Source organism: Vogesella indigofera (genome assembly GCF_028548395.1).
Taxonomy (GTDB): Bacteria; Pseudomonadota; Gammaproteobacteria; order Burkholderiales; family Chromobacteriaceae; genus Vogesella; species Vogesella indigofera_A.
In genome coordinates this window covers 104130-119186 of record NZ_JAQQLA010000012.1, presented here as the reverse complement: position 1 = coordinate 119186, position 15057 = coordinate 104130, and the positions used below count along the sequence as shown (strand labels likewise).

Genomic DNA, 15057 nt, shown 5'->3' with positions numbered 1-15057 from the left:
CATTCTACGCCGAGTCCACGGAATACCATAGCGGAAAGCGCAGGATGATCGTCAGGAGAAAAAGCGGTAGCCAAAAAAAGAACGGATAAGCAAGCAGCGCTTGCATTATCCGTTTTTGTTCAGCAAATCCTGATCAGAGCGACGCTTGCTCTTGCGGTACCGGTGCGCGATGCTCGACCTGTTTTTCCTTGAATTTCAGTACCTGACGATCCAGTTTGTCAGTCAGCAGGTCGATGGCCGCGTACATGTCCGCTTCGGTGGCTTCGGCATGGATGTCCTTGCCTGCCAGATGAACATTGACTTCGGCTTTCTGTACCAGTTTGTCGACAGACAGTGTCACGTTGACACCGATCACATTATCGACATGGCGGGTAATGCGTTCCAGTTTGCTTTCGATGTAGTCACGAAGCGCCGGGGTAACGTCGAGGTGGAGGCCGGTAATCTTGAGGTTCATACCCTAACTCCTTCTGTTGGTGCCATATCCGGACTGGGCATGGCGATCTTGTTATGAACAACCTAAAAATTCTTGCGCTGGCTGACCGGCGGGATCTGCATGGCTTCACGATACTTGGCTACGGTACGTCTTGCAACCTGAATACCTTGTGCGATCAGCTTGTCTGCAATGGCGCTGTCAGACAGCGGTTTGTTGTGGTCTTCCGCATCAATGATCTGCCGGATCAGTGCCTTGATCGCGGTGGCGGAACACTCGCCACCACTGTCAGTATCGACCGAACTGCCAAAGAAATATTTGAGTTCGAACAAGCCACGGCTGCACAGCAGGTATTTTTGCGTGGTGACACGGGAGATGGTTGACTCATGCAGACCGAGTTCTTCCGCGATGTCTCGCAGGATAAGCGGGCGCATGGCCACTTCACCTTGTTCAAAGAACGCTTGCTGTCTGTCAACAATAGATTCTGCCACTTTCAGGATGGTGTCAAACCGTTGTTGAATGTTTTTTACCAGCCAGCGTGCCTCTTGCAGCTGGCCACCCAGATTATGGCTGCTGCCCTTCTGTTGTAGCATGCCTGCATACATCTGGTTGACGCGCAGCTTGGGCAGCGTGCCCTGGTTGAGGCGCGCCACCCAGCGCTGCTGGCGCTTCACCACCAGGATATCGGGGGCGACGTAGTGGGTCTCGCCCTGATCGAAGCCGCTGCTGGGGCGCGGCCGCAGGCTGGCGAGCAGCGCGTGGGCAGTTTTCAGCTGCTGCTCGTCAATGGCGAGCAGCTTCTTGAGCTTGGTGAAGTCGCGGTTGCCCAGTAGCGGCAGGTGCTGCTGCACCATGTCCAGCGCCAGCTGGCGCACCGCGGCCGGTGCCGCGTGTTGCTGCAGCTGCAGGCTGAGGAATTCGGTGAGGTTGCGGCTGCCGATGCCGGTCGGCTCGAACTGGGTCAGCAGCTTGCGCAGGCACTCCAGTTCGTCGCCTTCCACTTCCAGCTCCAGCGGCAGCTCGGCGGCGATGTCGTCCAGCGAGGTCGGCAGATAGCCGTCGTCGTCCAGTTCGTCGATCAGCAGCGACATCAGCGCCTTGTCGCGCTGGCTGAGCTGGGTTTCGCCCATCTGCGCGGTCAGGTGCTCGCGCAGCGACGGCCGGCACGGGGTGTTGAGAATGGGGTCGAATTCGTCGTCGTCATCGTTGCGGCTGCTGCCGCTCCCGCTGCTGCCCCAGTCGCCGAGCAGTTCGCCGTCGTCACGGCTGCTGTCCGCTTCCGGCCGCTCCGCCTCGCTGCCGCTGTCCGTCACCGGTGTGTCGCCGCCGGGTGTCAGCACCGGCAACGGGCTGTCGGGCTCGTCGTGGCTGTCGCTGTCGGCACGTTCCAGCAGCGGGTTTTCCAGCAGGTAGCGCTCCAGCTCGGTACTGAGGTCCAGCGTCGACATCTGCAGCAGCTTGATCGATTGCTGCAACTGGGGGGTGAGCGTGAGTTGCTGGCTGGTTTTGAGCTGGAGGGTCTGTTTCATGGCTTACAGATGGAAGTGTTCGCCCAGATACACCTGGCGGACCTGTTCGTTCAGCACCAGCGCTTCCGGCAGGCCGGAGGCGAGCACGCTGCCTTCGGAGATGATGTAGGCGCGATCGCAGATGCGCAGCGTTTCTCGCACGTTGTGGTCGGTGATCAGCACACCGATGCCGCGTTCCTTGAGGAAGGCGATGATCTTCTGGATGTCGATCACCGCGATCGGATCGACGCCGGCAAACGGCTCGTCCAGCAGGATGAAGCGCGGGCGGGTGGCCAGCACGCGGGCTATTTCCACGCGGCGGCGTTCGCCACCGGACAGCGCCAGCGCGTTGCTGTCGCGCAGGTGGCTGATGTTGAGGTCGTCCAGCAGCAGGGTCAGCTCGTTTTCCAGCTCCTCGCCCTTCAGACCGGCAATCTCCAGTACCGCGCGGATGTTCTCGTCCACCGTCATTTTGCGGAAGATCGACGCTTCCTGCGGCAGATAGCCGAGGCCGAGCCGCGCGCGCTGGTGGATAGGCAGGTGGGTGATGGTCTGGCCGTCGAGGCGGATTTCGCCGGCATCGGCGGCGATCAGCCCGACCACCATGTAGAAGCTGGTGGTCTTGCCGGCGCCGTTGGGGCCGAGCAGGCCGACCACCTCGCCACTGGCGATCTCCAGCGACACGTCGCGCACCACGGTGCGCTTCTTGAAGGTCTTCTTCAGGTGCTGGATGGAAAGCTGGCTCTGGGTCATGGCGTACCCTGTGCTTTGGGCTGCAGGATCACCGTCACGCGGCCGCTGGTGCCGCTGGCGGCGGTGCCGCCGCTGGCCTGGTAGGTTTCGGTGGCGGTGTTGTAGACGATGACGGCGCCGCTGACCGAGTCCTGGCCGCGCTTGACGCGGGCGTTGCCGGTCAGGGTGGCAAGGTTGGCCGCAGTGTTGTAGTTGACGTTGCTGGCGCTGCCCTCGACATATTCATTGCTGCCGTCGACCTTCTGGCGGAAGGTGACCGGGCTGCCCTGCGCCTGCAGCTGCTGGTTGCCCTGCGCGTCGCGGGTCACGGTCACGCGCTGCGCTTTCAGGTTCAGCGTGCCCTGTACCACCACGACATTGCCCTCCCATACCGTCACGCCTTTCTTCTGGTCCAGCGAGCCGCGGTCGGCGGACAGTTCGATCGGTTTTTCGCTGTCGGCCTTTTCAGCCATGACAGGGGCGCTCAGCACGAGGGCGGTCAGCGCGATCAGCACACTATGGCGCATAGGTAATCCTTACGTTGGACAGCAGGTTCAGCTGGCCGCTGTCCTGCTGGTAAATGAAGCCGGTCGATTTCAGTTGCGAGGTGCCGTAGTCGGCCACCAGCGGTGCGCGGTTGCTGGCACTGCGCGCGACGGTGTCGACATGCAGTACCGAGGTTTGCAGCAGGATGGCCGGGGCGGCGGCGGTGGCCTTGCGTTCCCAGCGCACATTATCACTGAAGTCCGCCGTTTTCTGCTGCTTGTGGTAGCGCCCGGCCGCGGCCGTCACCGTGTAGTCGGGGATGCCCTGCTGGAAGACTTCGATGCGCGGCTTGCTGAGATAGACATTCGGATTGCGCGGCAGTTGCCACATCTGGGCTGCCTGCAGGTACTGCTGCGGCCGGCCCTGGGCGTCGAAGCGCTTCGCCGTCAGCCGGTTGATGGTGTATTCCGGGCGGCTCAGGTCGATCTTGCCCGGCGCATCGCCGCGCTGCATGGTCAGCACATTGAGCCAGAAGGCGAGCAGGGCCATGCCCAGCATCAGGCCCAGCGGAAACAGGCGGGCGGCGCGGTTCATGCCAGGTAGCCGGCCATCAGGCGGTCGTAGTTGCCTTGCGCCTGCAGGATCAGCTCGCACAGTTCGCGCACCGCGCCCTGGCCGCCGCTGCAGCCGGTGACGAAGTGGGCGTGCTGGCGCACGAAGCTGGGTGCGTCCGGTACCGCCACCGCCAGACCGACGCGGCTCATCACCGGCAGGTCGATGACGTCGTCGCCGATGTAGGCGCAGTCTTCCGCGGCAAGGCTGGTTTTGTGCAGCAGTTCGGCAAACGCGGTGCGCTTGTCGTGCACGCCGGCGTAGTAGTGGTCGATGCCGAGGCCGCGGGCACGGTGGGCGACGCCGGGGGCGTCGCGGCCGGTGATGATCGCCAGCTGCACGCCGGTGGACTGCAGCATGCGCAGGCCGTGGCCGTCCAGGGTGTTGAATGCTTTCAGCTCTTCGCCGCTGGCGGTGATGAAGATGCGGCCGTCGGTCAGCACGCCGTCCACATCCATGATCAGCAGTCGCGTGCGTTTGGCCAGTTCGGTGATGGTTTGCATGGTGTCTCTCAGACCACGCCTGCCTTGAGCAGGTCGTGCATGTTCAGGGCGCCCACCAGATTGCCGGCGCGGTCGGTGACCAGCAGGCCGTTGATCTTGTGGTGTTCCATTTCGTTGGCCGCTTCGGTGGCCAGACGGTGTGACTCGATGGTACGCGGCTGGCGTGCCATCACGTCATCGATGCGCAGCCCGGCCAGATCCAGGCTTTTGTCCAGCGTGCGGCGCAGGTCGCCGTCGGTGAAGATGCCGAGCAGCTGGCCGTCGGCGGCGCAGACCGCGGTCATGCCGAGACCCTTGCGCGTCATCTCCAGCAACGCGTCCTTCAGGCTGCTGCCGCTGATGACCCGCGGCAGCGCCTCGCCGCCGTGCATCAGGTCGCTGATGTGGACCAGCAGCTTGCGGCCGAGGCTGCCGCCCGGATGCGACAGCGCAAAGTCTTCCGGCTTGAAGTCGCGCGCGTCGAGCAGCGCCACCGCCAGTGCGTCGCCCAGTGCCAGTGCCGCGGTGGTGCTGGCGGTCGGTGCCAGCCCCAGCGGGCAGGCTTCCTTCTCTACGCCGGCGTCGAGGTGGATGCTGGCCTCGGTCGCCAGGGTCGACTGCGGGCGCCCGGTCAGCGCGATGATCGGCACGCCCTTGCGCTTCAGCGCCGGCAACAGCGCCAGCAGCTCGTCGCTCTCGCCGGAGTTGGACAGCGCCAGCAGGATGTCGCGTTCGGTCAGCATGCCGAGGTCGCCGTGGGCGGCTTCCGCCGGGTGCATGAAAAACGCCGGCGTGCCGGTGCTGGCCAGTGTGGCGGCGATCTTGTTGCCGATGTGGCCGGACTTACCCATGCCGCTGACCACCACGCGGCCTTCGCAGGCCAGGATCAGGGCGACCGCCGCGCTGAAGCTGTCGTCCAGCCGCGACGCCAGCCGGGTAATGGCGGCGGCCTCGATGGCGAGGACGTCGCGCGCCAGCGCGAGGCAGGATTGTTTTTGGTCATTTTTCATAATGCGCAATTATATCAGCTTATAATCGCCGGGCACTGCCTGGCAGGTGCAAGTTTTGCTTGAGCGCCATTCAATTCTCTTCTGGAGCCGTTTTTTCGATGCACTCCCTGTCTCCCATCGTGTTGGTATTGCTGGTCGCCGTGCTGGCGGTGACCGCGTGCCGCAGTCTGCGCGTACCACCCATGCTGGGTTACCTAGTGGTCGGTTTCATGGCCGGCCCCGGCGTGATGAACCTGATCCCGCAGGGCGAGGAGACCGAGTTCCTCGGGGAAATCGGCATCGTGTTCATGATGTTCTCCATCGGGCTGGAGTTCTCGCTGGCCAAGCTGAAGGCGATGCGGCAGCTGGTGTTCGGCATCGGCCTGGCACAGGTGCTGCTGACCCTGTTCCTGATCGGTGCCATCGTGTGGTGGCTGACCGGCAGCCCGCTGGCCGGCTTTGCCGTGGGCGGCGCGCTGGCGCTGTCGTCGACGGCCATCGTCAGCAAGCTGCTGTCGGAGCGGCTGGAAATGGCGCAGCCGCACGGCCAGCTGGCGATCGGTGTGCTGCTGTTCCAGGACCTGGCGGTAGTACCGCTGCTGATCCTGCTGCCGGCATTTGCGGCCAACTCTGACCGCTTGTGGATGGACCTCGGCCTCGCGCTGGTCAAGGTGGTGGTGGTGATGAGCCTGCTGCTGGTGTTCGGCCAGCGCCTGATGCGGCCGTGGTTCCACCTGGTGGCGCGGCAGCGCTCCGGCGAGCTGTTCACCATCAACGTGCTGCTGGTGACGCTGGGCATCGCCTTTCTCACCCAGCTGGCCGGCCTGTCGCTGGCGCTGGGCGCCTTCGTCGCCGGCATGCTGATCTCGGAAACGGAGTACCGCTTCCAGGTGGAGGAGGACATCAAGCCGTTCCGCGACATCCTGCTCGGCTTCTTCTTCGTCACCGTCGGCATGAAGCTGGACATCGGCGTGCTGCTCGACCGTGCCGGCGACATCGGCGTGATGCTGCTGCTGTTGCTGCCGGTGAAGCTGGCGGTGGTGTACCTGCTGGCGCGACTGTTCGGCCAGCGTGCCAAGGACAGCCTGAAGGGCGCGCTGGCGCTGGCGCAGGGCGGCGAATTCGGCTTCGTGCTGCTGGCGCTGTCCGGCAACCTGGGGCTGATCTCGTCGCCGGTGGAGCAGTCGGCGCTGGCGGCGATCGTGCTGTCGATGCTGGTGGCGCCGTTCCTGATCCAGCACGCAGAGCGCATCTGCAGCCGCCTGATCAAGCAGGACTGGGCGCTGCAGGCGGTGGACCTGCACCAGGTGCTGGTGCAGAGCATGGCCAAGGACGAACACGTGATCATCTGCGGCTACGGCCGCAGCGGCCAGTCGCTGGCGCGCCTGCTGGAGGCGGAAGGTATTTCCTTTTTCGCGCTGGACATGGACCCGGAGCGGGTGCGCGAGGCCGGCGAGGCGGGGGACCCGGTGGTGTTCGGTGACGCCGCCAAGCGCGAGGTGCTGATGGCGGCCGGCGCGATGCGTGCCAAGACGGTGGTGATCACCTTTGCCGATACCCATGCCTCGGAACGCATCATCCACATGGTGCACGACCTGCGCCGCGACCTGCCGGTGATCGTGCGCACCATCGACGACTCCGACATCACCCGCCTGCGCGAAGCCGGCGCCGACGAGGTGGTGGCCGAGGTGATGGAAGGCAGCCTGATGCTGGCCTCGCACGCACTGATGGTGATGGGAGTACCGATGAGCCGCGTGCTGCGCCGCATCCGTACCGTGCGCGAACAGCGCTACAGCCTGTTCACCGGCTTCTTCCGCGGCGCCAGCGACGAGTTGGACGGCATCGACGACAGCGATCAGCCGCGCCTGCTCAGTGTGCAGCTGGTGGCCGGTGCCCACGCCATCGGCATGCCGCTGGGCGGGGTGAAGCTGGACAGCCTCGGCGTCGGGGTGCGCGGCATCCGCCGCCGCAATATCCGTCTCGCCCACGTGGCGGCGGATTCGGAGTTGCAAGAAGGCGACGTGCTGGTGCTGCTCGGCCGGCCGGCGGCGCTGGCGCAGGCGGAGGCGCTGCTGCTGCAGGGCTAGTGGCGTGTGGACCGTTGCCGGAGATGGCGGCCAACCCTGGTATCGGGGTTGGCCGCCATTTTCTTGGGGCTGCGGTGGCATGGCGATGTCGGACCTGGCTACATGCGGCGGTGTGTAGGGCGCGCGGGCGGTTGCTGGGCGTCGCCAGCCGCCGCGTGCCGTTGCGGCCACCAGTGTTCACCCCGTGGCCGTGGTGCCAGACGCGGGGCCTGCTCGTATCAGCACCGCCTCGCCTGTCGGCGGTACAAAGCACTGCGGCCAACCTTGATGCCAAGGTTGGCCGCAATCAATGTTCCGTGCCGGGCTGCGACTACGGCGAAGGCTTGACCGGCAGGATGCTGGTGATCTGCTTGCCCAGTTCCTGCTTCAGCACCTGTTGCTTCTCGCCTTCGGTTTTCTTGCCCTTGACCATGGCGTTGAAGTCCAGCGAGTACACTGGCTGCTGCAGCGGGCCGGTGATCTTCAGCGGGATGCTGATGCCGCCCAGCTTGGCGAAGGCGCTGGGGTTGGCCTGCACGTCCAGCGTGTAGTCGATGATGCTCTGCGTCAGGTCGAACTTGCCGCTGCCGCGGACATTGACCAGCGACGACGCCAGCTTCATGTCCTGGTTGCGCGCCACGCCGTCCTGCAGCTCGAACTGTGCCGACAGCGCGGAGAAGGTGGTCTTTTGGTCCGGCGCGGTGCTGACCGGGCCGTTCCAGCGTTCGCTCTCGCCGGGCAGGTCGCGCAGCGCGGCGACGAGGTCGATGCCGGTCAGCGCGCCGCGTTCCAGTCGCGCGGCGACCTTGCCGTTGAGAGTGTTGCGCAGTGCCTGCAGCGATTGCCCCCTCGCCTCCAGCTGCACCCAGCCGTTGCCGCTGCCTTCGATGCGGCTGAAGGCGAACAGGTCCAGCATCAGTGGCCGGATCTGCATCCCGGTCAGCTCCTGCTGCAGCGTCAGGCGCGGGATGCGCTCGCGGAACAGCGTGGCGCGGCCGGTGAGGTGGCCTTCGTAGATGTCGGCGGTGAGGTTGTCCAGCTGCAGCTGCTGCGGGGTGCCGGTGACGTCGGCGTTGATGCCGTTGACGCGGAAATTGCCGACCGCCAGCTCGCCGATGGCAAGCTTGCCCTGCACATTGATGAAGTCCATCCAGTCGAGACGGAACGGCTTGTCGTTCTGGAACAGCGCCACCGCCTGCTCCGCCTTCTGTTCCGGCAGGTAGCGGTTGAGGTCGAGCTTGCCGATCGACAGCGTCGCCTCGTGGCGCGGCGCGACAAAGCCGTACTGGGTGATGGTGGAGGCGAGCTTGGCGCCGTCCAGCTCGCCGCTGACGCGCAGGTTGAGGCGGCTGTCGGCGAGGTCGCCTTCCAGCGCGCCCTGCAGCGTGGCGCGCAGTTGGCCGCGCGGCAGTTCCGGCGTCTTCAGGTGTGCCGACAGCGTCAGCGGGCTCATGCTGAGCAGGCTGAACTGGGCCAGCTTCAACGGTGCCTGCACCACCATGTTCAGCGAGTGTGGGCCGACGCTCCACGAGAAGTCGTTATTGCTGCTGGCGGCGAACAGGCCGTTTTGGTTGAGCTGCAGCTGCGCCAGCCGGCTGCTGAAACGGTATTGCGTGCGCTGGTAGCTGATGTTGCCGCTGAGGCTGGCCGCCGGCGTGCTCAGTTCGCTGAGGCTGGCGCTGACGGTGGGGATCAGGATCTCGCTGTGGCTGCTCGGCTTGGTGGTGTCGATGGCGACCTTCAGCGTTTCGCCCTGTGCCAGCAGCGTGGCCAGGTTCAGCTGCAGCTTGCCGCTGGCGTTGGCGCGGATCTCGCCCAGCTCTTCGCTGCTGCTGATGGCGGTGGCGCTGAATTGCGGAATGTCGATCTGGTCGTCGTTGCGGGTGAACGGTGCGGTCAGCGATAGGTTCACCAGCCGGCCGCCGCTTTGCAGGCGGCCGCCGAACGCCATCTGCGCATTGGCGCGCAGCTCGTCGGCCAGCAGGCTGGCGTCCTCCAGTTTCAGCAGCTGGCCGTTGACGCGGTCCTGGTATTCCAGGCGGGTGCCGTTGATGGCCAGCGAATCGAGGTTGAACATGAACTTGCTCGACGGGCGGCTGCGCAGCAGGTCGGCAAAGTTGAGGCTGCCGTCGGTCTGCCGCACCACGGTCAGCTGCGCGTCGTGCAGCGCGACATGGGTGATTTCCAGGCGGCCGAACAGCAGCGGCAGCCACGCCAGCCGTGCCTCGATCTGCGCGACGTGGGCAAACGCGGTCTTGCCGTCCTGTTCGCTGACGCGCACCTCGCTGATTTCCAGCCCCGGCGACGGCAACAGCATCGGCGAAATGGTGCCGCCTATGCTCAGCGTGCGGCCACTGTCGGCCAGCGAACGCTCCAGGTTGCGGCGCGCGCTGTCGGCGTCAAAACGGGTAAAGAACAGCGTCAGGATGGCAACGAACAGGATGCCCAGTGTCAGCAGCGTATAGACGGAGATTTTGAGCCATAGCCGGCCGGAGTTCCAGTTCATGGGCGTGCGGTTCTGGGACGGTCAAAGGGGGAGGGCGGTCATGGAGCGGGTGAAGGGAATCGAACCCTCGTCGTAAGCTTGGGAAGCTTCTGCTCTACCATTGAGCTACACCCGCACAAGGCGAGCGCAGAGTATACGCATAGCGGGTGCGCCTTGCAACGCAGCCGTGGCCGCCAGCGGTTCCCCTGCATCGCCAGACATGGTATTTTCGCCGATTGTATCCCGTATACAGGGCCGCCCCTGCCGACATGGCCGCGGGCGGTCGTGGCTTTCTGACAAGGCCATGCGTTCTTTCCTGAGCGGGCGGCGGCGCGCAGTCAACCGGTACTGCGCCTGCCTGGCCTGCAACGGACAGCCTACCCGGCTGCAGTCATCCGCCAACCGGCAGCAATCATGCCGGCCGGCGGCTGCAACGAGCGCCAGACGAGCCGCCCGGTTCACCGACCCGGCGGTTTCTTGCGCAGCCGGCTACCCGCCGGCGGTTTTCGTTCCGTTTTTGAAAAGAAGTGATGTATGGCTAGATCTCAATGGGGCTCGCGCCTCGGTTTCATCCTGGCAGCAACCGGCTCGGCCATCGGCCTGGGCGCAATCTGGAAATTCCCCTACGTGGCCGCCACCAACGGCGGCGGGGCGTTCCTGCTGATTTACTTCCTGATCTGCCTCAGTGTCGGCCTGGCACTGATGCTGGGCGAAATGGCACTCGGCCGTGCCGCCGGCAACAGCGCGGTCGGCTCCTTCCGCGACCTGCGCGGCGGCCGCTGGCCGCTGGTCGGTTTCGTCGGCGTGCTGGTGTGCTTTTTGATCTACTCCTTCTACAGCGTGGTCGGTGGTTGGACCATCGCCTATATCGGCAAGTCCTTCGGCGGCGAGATCCTTACCTCCGACGCCAAGGCGCTGGGCAATATCTTCAACGGTTTCATCACCGATCCGGCGCAGCCGCTGCTGTATCACGGGCTGTTTGCCGGCCTGACGCTGGCGGTGGTGATCGGCGGCGTGCAGAAGGGCATCGAGAACCTGTCGAAATTCTTGATGCCGGCGCTGTTCGTGCTGATGCTGGTGCTGATCGCGCGCGCGCTGACCCTGCCGGGCGCGGTGGACGGGCTGCTGTACTTCCTGACCCCGGACTTCTCCAAGGTCACCGGCACCATGCTGGTCGATGCCATGGGGCTGGCGTTCTTCTCGCTGTCGCTGGGCATGGGCATCATGATTACCTACGGCTCCTATGTCGATAAGGAGGCCAACCTGCTCAGCTCCTCGCTGTGGGTGATCGCGCTGACGGTGCTGACCTGCTTCCTTGCCGGCCTGATGGTGCTGCCGGCGGTGTTCGCCTTCGGTTTCGATCCGTCTACCGGCCCGGGGCTGACCTTCGTTACCATGCCGGCGGTGTTCGCGCAGATGGTGGGCGGCCAGCTGTTTGCGGTGCTGTTCTTCTTCCTGCTGTTGGTGGCGGCGCTGACCTCGTCGGTGTCGCTGCTGGAGGTGGTGGTCAGCTTCGTGATCGACGAGTTCAAGGTTGGCCGCAAGGCGGCGGCGCTGGGCGTGTCGCTACTGGTGTTTCTGCTCGGCATCCCGGCGTCGCTGTCGCTGGGCATCTGGAGCGAGTACACCGTGTTCGGCCTCGGCTTCTTCGACCTGCTCGACTTCCTTACCTCCAAGCTGCTGATGCCGGTGGGCGAGGTGCTGCTGGCGATCTTCGTCGGCTGGAAGGTGTGGCCGGTGATCGAGGCCGAGCTGTCCGGCGGCGCACGGGTGCCGGCCTGGCTGCGGGCGATGCGCGGCTTCTGCCGCTACGTGGCGCCGGCGCTGATTGCCGGTATCCTGGTGCACAATCTGTAACCGTCACCTGCGGCGTGGCCTCCGGCTCGGAGCCACGCCGTTTTTCCGTCTGCCCGCCATCGCGGGCGACGCCTATCATTTAGTCATTGTTGTCAGGAGTACCTGTGATGAAGCGACTGCTCATTCTCTATACCGGCGGCACCATCGGCATGGACCACACCCCAGAGGGGCTGGCGCCGGTGCCCGGCTTCCTGCCGCAACAGCTGGCGCGGCTGGCGCGCGACGGGGTGAGCTGGGAGGTGCGCGAATACGCGCCGCTGCTGGACTCGTCGGCGATCACGCTGTCCGACTGGCAGCGGCTGGTGGCCGACATCGCGGCCAACCATGACGCCTTCGACGGATTCGTGGTGATCCACGGCACCGACACCATGGCCTATACCGCCAGCGTGCTGGCGTTCTGCCTGCAGGGGCTGGCCAAGCCGGTGGTGGTCACCGGCTCGCAGCTGCCGCTGGTGCACCCGCGCAGCGACGGCTGGGGCAATCTTGCCGACGCCATCGAGGCCGCCTGCCAGAGCGAGCTGCACGAGGTGGCGATCAGCTTCAACCGCCTGCTGCTGCGCGGCGTGCGCGCGCGCAAGCTGGATGCCGCCAGCTTTGCCGGCTTCGACAGCCCCAATGCACCGCCGCTGGCGCAATTCGGCATCCAGCCGCAGTGGCATCGCGCCAGCTGGCGCCAGGCCAGCGGCCCGTTCCGGCCGCAGCTGCCGGCCAGCCCCGACATCCGCTGCGGCATGCTGCTGCCCGGCGCGATGGCGGCGGCGTTTGGTCGCTGGCTGGCGCAGGACACGCCCGACGCGGCGATCCTGCTCAGCTACGGCAACGGCAACACGCCGGCCGATGCCGAATTGCTGGCCGGCGTGCAGGCCGCCAGCGCCAGGGGCTGCGTGGTGCTGAACCTGACGCAGTGCGTGCGCGGTGCGGTGGCGGTCGGTGCCTATGCCGCCAGCCAGCCGCTGGCGCAGGCCGGCGCGGTCGCCGGTGGCGACATGACGCCGGAGGCGGCGCAGGCCAAGCTGCTGTGGCTGCTGTCGCAGTCGCTGAGTCCGGCGCAGGTGCGTGCGCAACTGGCGGAAGACTGCCGCGGCGAGCTGACGCCGGCTGCCTAAAAAACAGGCGCCGGCTTTTTCTGCCTGCCGCATCAAGGGCTTGTGCGGCTTGTCCACAGGCCGCCCACAGCGCTATGCAGTCCGGCCGTGGGTAAAACGCCGCCGTTGCCTGTTTTTTGTGCAGCGCGCGGCTTGCCCTTTGCCATCAGTCAGTTAGCACAGTTTTCCACAGCGCGTACACATGCCGCCCACACTGCTGTCCCCGCAGCGTGTGGGCGTTTTCCGTGCGGCCGGTGCACAGCGTATAATGGCAGCTTATGTTGCCGACTTATCCCGTGCCGTTGCGGCTTGCCATTGTCGGGCCGGAGTGCTGTGGCAAGAGCACGCTGGCCGCCGAGCTGTGCGCCGCCTTGCAGGCGCAGGGCATCGCCGCCGCGTGGGTGCCGGAGTACGCGCGCGAGTATTACGCCGCGCGCGCCTACCACGTCAGCCCCGCCGACATCCTGGCGATCGCTCGTGGCCAGCTGGCGGCCGAAGCTGCCGCGGCGGCTGCGGGTGCCCAAGTGCTGCTGTGCGACACCACGGTGCTGACCTGCCGCATCTGGGCCGAGGTGGCGTTCGGCGCCGCCGAGCCGGCGCTGCTGGCGCTGGACAGGCCGCAGGACTACGCGCTGACGCTGCTGGCCTGTCCCGACATCCCGTGGCAGGCGGACCCGTTGCGCAGCCATCCGCAGCAGCGCGACTGGCTGTTCGGCCTGTATCAACAGGCGCTGGTCGACGCCGGCGTCACGCCGCTGCTGCTGGCCGGGACGCGGCAGGCAAGGTTGGCCGCAGCGTGGCGCGCGCTGCAGCAGTGGCTGCCGCAGCTGCCCAATTTTTGAACAGCCGCGACTTTTCCCTGTCTGATCAGGAGCTTGTGACGCTTGTCCACAGCCACTCAACAGCCCTGTCCCGTCGTGGTGTGGAAAGTCCGGCGTGATTGCCCAAAAAATGGGCAACGTGAAAATGGCTAATTTGATCAATGGCTTGTGCCGCTTATGCACAGGCCACTCACAAGGCTGTCAAAAGACAGTGTGCAGAACATGAACGAAATCTTTGAATTGCGCGGTGAATACATCGCGTTGTGTGATTTGCTCAAGACCACCGGCATCATGGAGACCGGCGGCATCGCCAAGCAGTTCATTGCCGAGGGCAATGTGCTGGTCGACGGCCAGGTCGAGCTGCGCAAGACCAACAAGATCCGCGCCGGGCAGGTGGTATCCGGCGACGGCTTCGAGATCAAGGTGATCGCGGCGTGAGCGTGATGGACGACGTGTTCGACCCGATGCCGGAGGCACCGGAAGCACCGGGCGACGACATGTGCTGCGGCAGCGGCTGCGATCCCTGCGTGTGGGACACCTACAATGCGGCGGTGCAGCTCTACCGCCGCCAACTGGCGGACTGGCAGGCGCGCGAAGCGGCACGCCAGGCGGCCAAGCCCGGTAACTGACATGGCGAGCATCGACCTGCACTTTCATTCCACCGCCTCCGACGGCGGCCTGCTGCCGGCAGAGGTGATCCGGCGCGCCGCGGCACGCGAGGCCAGCCTGCTGGCGCTGACCGACCACGACTGCACCGCTGGCCTCGCCGAGGCACGCGCCGCGGCGCTGGCCGCCGGTGTCGATTTCCTCGACGGTGTCGAGGTGTCGGTGACGTGGAACGAGCGTCACACCGTGCACATCCTCGGCCTCGGCATCGACCCGGACAACGCGGCGCTGCGCGCCGGCCTGCAGTCTATCCGCGACGGCCGCGTCGAGCGCGCGCGGCAGATGGGTGAATCGCTGGCCAAGATCGGCATTCCCGGCGTCTTCGACGGCGCGATGCGGCTGGCGGCCAATCCGGAGATGATCGGCCGCACCCACTTTGCCCGCTACCTGGTGCAAAGCGGCGAGGTGAAGGATGTCAAGAGCGTGTTCCGCAAATACCTGACCACCGGCAAGCCCGGTTACGTGGCGCACGAGTGGGCGACGCTGGAAGACGCGGTCGGCTGGATCCGCGGCGCCGGCGGCATGGCGGTGATCGCCCATCCCGGCCGCTACGACATGGGCCGCACCCTGATCGAGCGGCTGGTGACCGATTTCAAGGCCGCCGGCGGCGAGGCGCTGGAAGTGGTCAGCGGCAGCCACAGCCTGGACGACATGCTGCGCTTCGCGCTGGTGGCGCAGAAGCACGGCCTGTACGCCAGTGCCGGCAGCGATTTCCACGCCCCCGGCGAGGGCGGCCGTGATGTCGGCAGCACCACTGACCTGCCGCCGATCTGCCAGCCGATCTGGCAGGCGCTGGCGCCACGCATCCACCGCGCTGCGGCCAACGTTGAGGAGTAGC

15 protein-coding genes and 1 tRNA gene are annotated in these 15057 nt (G+C 65.7%); 7 read left to right on the top strand and 9 right to left on the bottom strand.

The window, feature by feature from the left end:
* Positions 1–133: 133 nt before the first annotated feature.
* The 7 genes from hpf to PQU89_RS16230 form a co-directional block, all read right to left on the bottom strand.
* Positions 134–454 (bottom strand): ribosome hibernation-promoting factor, HPF/YfiA family, encoded by a 321-nt coding sequence (hpf, locus tag PQU89_RS16260; RefSeq protein WP_047966198.1) that lies wholly within the window; start codon positions 452–454, stop codon positions 134–136.
* 62 nt (positions 455–516) lie between these two features.
* The gene (locus tag PQU89_RS16255; RefSeq protein ID WP_272766711.1) at positions 517–1959 is read right to left on the bottom strand and encodes an RNA polymerase factor sigma-54; all 1443 of its coding nucleotides are present in this window, start codon (positions 1957–1959) and stop codon (positions 517–519) included.
* A 3-nt stretch (positions 1960–1962) separates the two neighbouring features.
* Positions 1963–2691 (bottom strand): LPS export ABC transporter ATP-binding protein, encoded by a 729-nt coding sequence (gene lptB / locus PQU89_RS16250; RefSeq protein ID WP_272766710.1) that lies wholly within the window; start codon positions 2689–2691, stop codon positions 1963–1965.
* On the bottom strand, positions 2688–3197 hold the full coding sequence (gene lptA, locus PQU89_RS16245; RefSeq protein ID WP_272766709.1) for a lipopolysaccharide transport periplasmic protein LptA: 510 nt from the start codon (positions 3195–3197) through the stop codon (positions 2688–2690). Before lptA ends, lptB begins: the two co-directional genes overlap by 4 nt.
* Positions 3187–3750 carry an LPS export ABC transporter periplasmic protein LptC gene (gene lptC, locus PQU89_RS16240; RefSeq protein ID WP_272766708.1) on the bottom strand — a complete coding sequence of 188 codons (564 nt, stop codon included), beginning with the start codon at positions 3748–3750 and terminating at the stop codon, positions 3187–3189. Before lptC ends, lptA begins: the two co-directional genes overlap by 11 nt.
* Positions 3747–4271, bottom strand: a complete 525-nt coding sequence (kdsC, locus tag PQU89_RS16235) for a 3-deoxy-manno-octulosonate-8-phosphatase KdsC (RefSeq protein ID WP_272766707.1) — start codon at positions 4269–4271, stop codon at positions 3747–3749. The genes lptC and kdsC overlap by 4 nt, the downstream gene beginning before the upstream one ends.
* Positions 4272–4279: 8 nt before the next feature.
* Positions 4280–5260 carry a KpsF/GutQ family sugar-phosphate isomerase gene (locus PQU89_RS16230; RefSeq protein ID WP_272758856.1) on the bottom strand — a complete coding sequence of 327 codons (981 nt, stop codon included), beginning with the start codon at positions 5258–5260 and terminating at the stop codon, positions 4280–4282.
* A 98-nt stretch (positions 5261–5358) separates the two neighbouring features.
* Between PQU89_RS16230 and PQU89_RS16225 the strand changes: the two genes are divergently transcribed.
* A complete protein-coding gene (locus PQU89_RS16225; protein ID WP_272766706.1) occupies positions 5359–7326 on the top strand; it encodes a monovalent cation:proton antiporter family protein in 1968 nt (655 codons plus the stop codon).
* A 310-nt stretch (positions 7327–7636) separates the two neighbouring features.
* On the opposite strand, the gene PQU89_RS16220 is transcribed toward PQU89_RS16225, so the two are convergent.
* On the bottom strand, positions 7637–9811 hold the full coding sequence (locus PQU89_RS16220; protein WP_272766705.1) for an AsmA family protein: 2175 nt from the start codon (positions 9809–9811) through the stop codon (positions 7637–7639).
* Between the two features lie 41 nt (positions 9812–9852).
* A tRNA-Gly gene (locus PQU89_RS16215) sits at positions 9853–9926 on the bottom strand.
* A 398-nt stretch (positions 9927–10324) separates the two neighbouring features.
* Between PQU89_RS16215 and PQU89_RS16210 the strand changes: the two genes are divergently transcribed.
* The 6 genes from PQU89_RS16210 (at position 10325) to PQU89_RS16185 (ending at position 15056) form a co-directional block, all read left to right on the top strand.
* Entirely contained in the window at positions 10325–11647 is a 1323-nt protein-coding gene (locus PQU89_RS16210; protein WP_272766704.1) for a sodium-dependent transporter, read from the top strand.
* A 107-nt stretch (positions 11648–11754) separates the two neighbouring features.
* On the top strand, positions 11755–12753 hold the full coding sequence (locus tag PQU89_RS16205) for an asparaginase (protein WP_272766703.1): 999 nt from the start codon (positions 11755–11757) through the stop codon (positions 12751–12753).
* Positions 12754–13013: 260 nt separating this feature from the next.
* Positions 13014–13574 carry an AAA family ATPase gene (locus tag PQU89_RS16200; RefSeq protein WP_272766702.1) on the top strand — a complete coding sequence of 187 codons (561 nt, stop codon included), beginning with the start codon at positions 13014–13016 and terminating at the stop codon, positions 13572–13574.
* 201 nt (positions 13575–13775) lie between these two features.
* Positions 13776–13991, top strand: a complete 216-nt coding sequence (locus PQU89_RS16195; protein WP_120812230.1) for an RNA-binding S4 domain-containing protein — start codon at positions 13776–13778, stop codon at positions 13989–13991.
* Positions 13992–13996: 5 nt separating this feature from the next.
* Positions 13997–14182, top strand: coding sequence for an oxidoreductase-like domain-containing protein (locus PQU89_RS16190; protein ID WP_272766760.1), 186 nt, complete (start codon positions 13997–13999; stop codon positions 14180–14182).
* Between the two features lies 1 nt (position 14183).
* A complete protein-coding gene (locus tag PQU89_RS16185) occupies positions 14184–15056 on the top strand; it encodes a 3',5'-nucleoside bisphosphate phosphatase (RefSeq protein ID WP_272766701.1) in 873 nt (290 codons plus the stop codon).
* Position 15057: the final 1 nt, after the last annotated feature.

What these genes read in the sequence shown, in the direction of transcription:
- PQU89_RS16230 (WP_272758856.1), bottom strand. Translation starts at nt 5,260, where the DNA reads ATGAAAAATGACCAAAAACAATCCTGCCTCGCGCTGGCGCGCGACGTC.
- lptA (WP_272766709.1), bottom strand. Translation starts at nt 3,197, where the DNA reads ATGCGCCATAGTGTGCTGATCGCGCTGACCGCCCTCGTGCTGAGCGCC.
- PQU89_RS16205 (WP_272766703.1), top strand. Translation starts at nt 11,755, where the DNA reads ATGAAGCGACTGCTCATTCTCTATACCGGCGGCACCATCGGCATGGAC.
- hpf (WP_047966198.1), bottom strand. Translation starts at nt 454, where the DNA reads ATGAACCTCAAGATTACCGGCCTCCACCTCGACGTTACCCCGGCGCTT.
- PQU89_RS16195 (WP_120812230.1), top strand. Translation starts at nt 13,776, where the DNA reads ATGAACGAAATCTTTGAATTGCGCGGTGAATACATCGCGTTGTGTGAT.
- PQU89_RS16190 (WP_272766760.1), top strand. Translation starts at nt 13,997, where the DNA reads ATGGACGACGTGTTCGACCCGATGCCGGAGGCACCGGAAGCACCGGGC.
- kdsC (WP_272766707.1), bottom strand. Translation starts at nt 4,271, where the DNA reads ATGCAAACCATCACCGAACTGGCCAAACGCACGCGACTGCTGATCATG.
- PQU89_RS16255 (WP_272766711.1), bottom strand. Translation starts at nt 1,959, where the DNA reads ATGAAACAGACCCTCCAGCTCAAAACCAGCCAGCAACTCACGCTCACC.
- PQU89_RS16220 (WP_272766705.1), bottom strand. Translation starts at nt 9,811, where the DNA reads ATGAACTGGAACTCCGGCCGGCTATGGCTCAAAATCTCCGTCTATACG.
- PQU89_RS16210 (WP_272766704.1), top strand. Translation starts at nt 10,325, where the DNA reads ATGGCTAGATCTCAATGGGGCTCGCGCCTCGGTTTCATCCTGGCAGCA.
- lptC (WP_272766708.1), bottom strand. Translation starts at nt 3,750, where the DNA reads ATGAACCGCGCCGCCCGCCTGTTTCCGCTGGGCCTGATGCTGGGCATG.
- PQU89_RS16225 (WP_272766706.1), top strand. Translation starts at nt 5,359, where the DNA reads ATGCACTCCCTGTCTCCCATCGTGTTGGTATTGCTGGTCGCCGTGCTG.
- lptB (WP_272766710.1), bottom strand. Translation starts at nt 2,691, where the DNA reads ATGACCCAGAGCCAGCTTTCCATCCAGCACCTGAAGAAGACCTTCAAG.
- PQU89_RS16185 (WP_272766701.1), top strand. Translation starts at nt 14,184, where the DNA reads ATGGCGAGCATCGACCTGCACTTTCATTCCACCGCCTCCGACGGCGGC.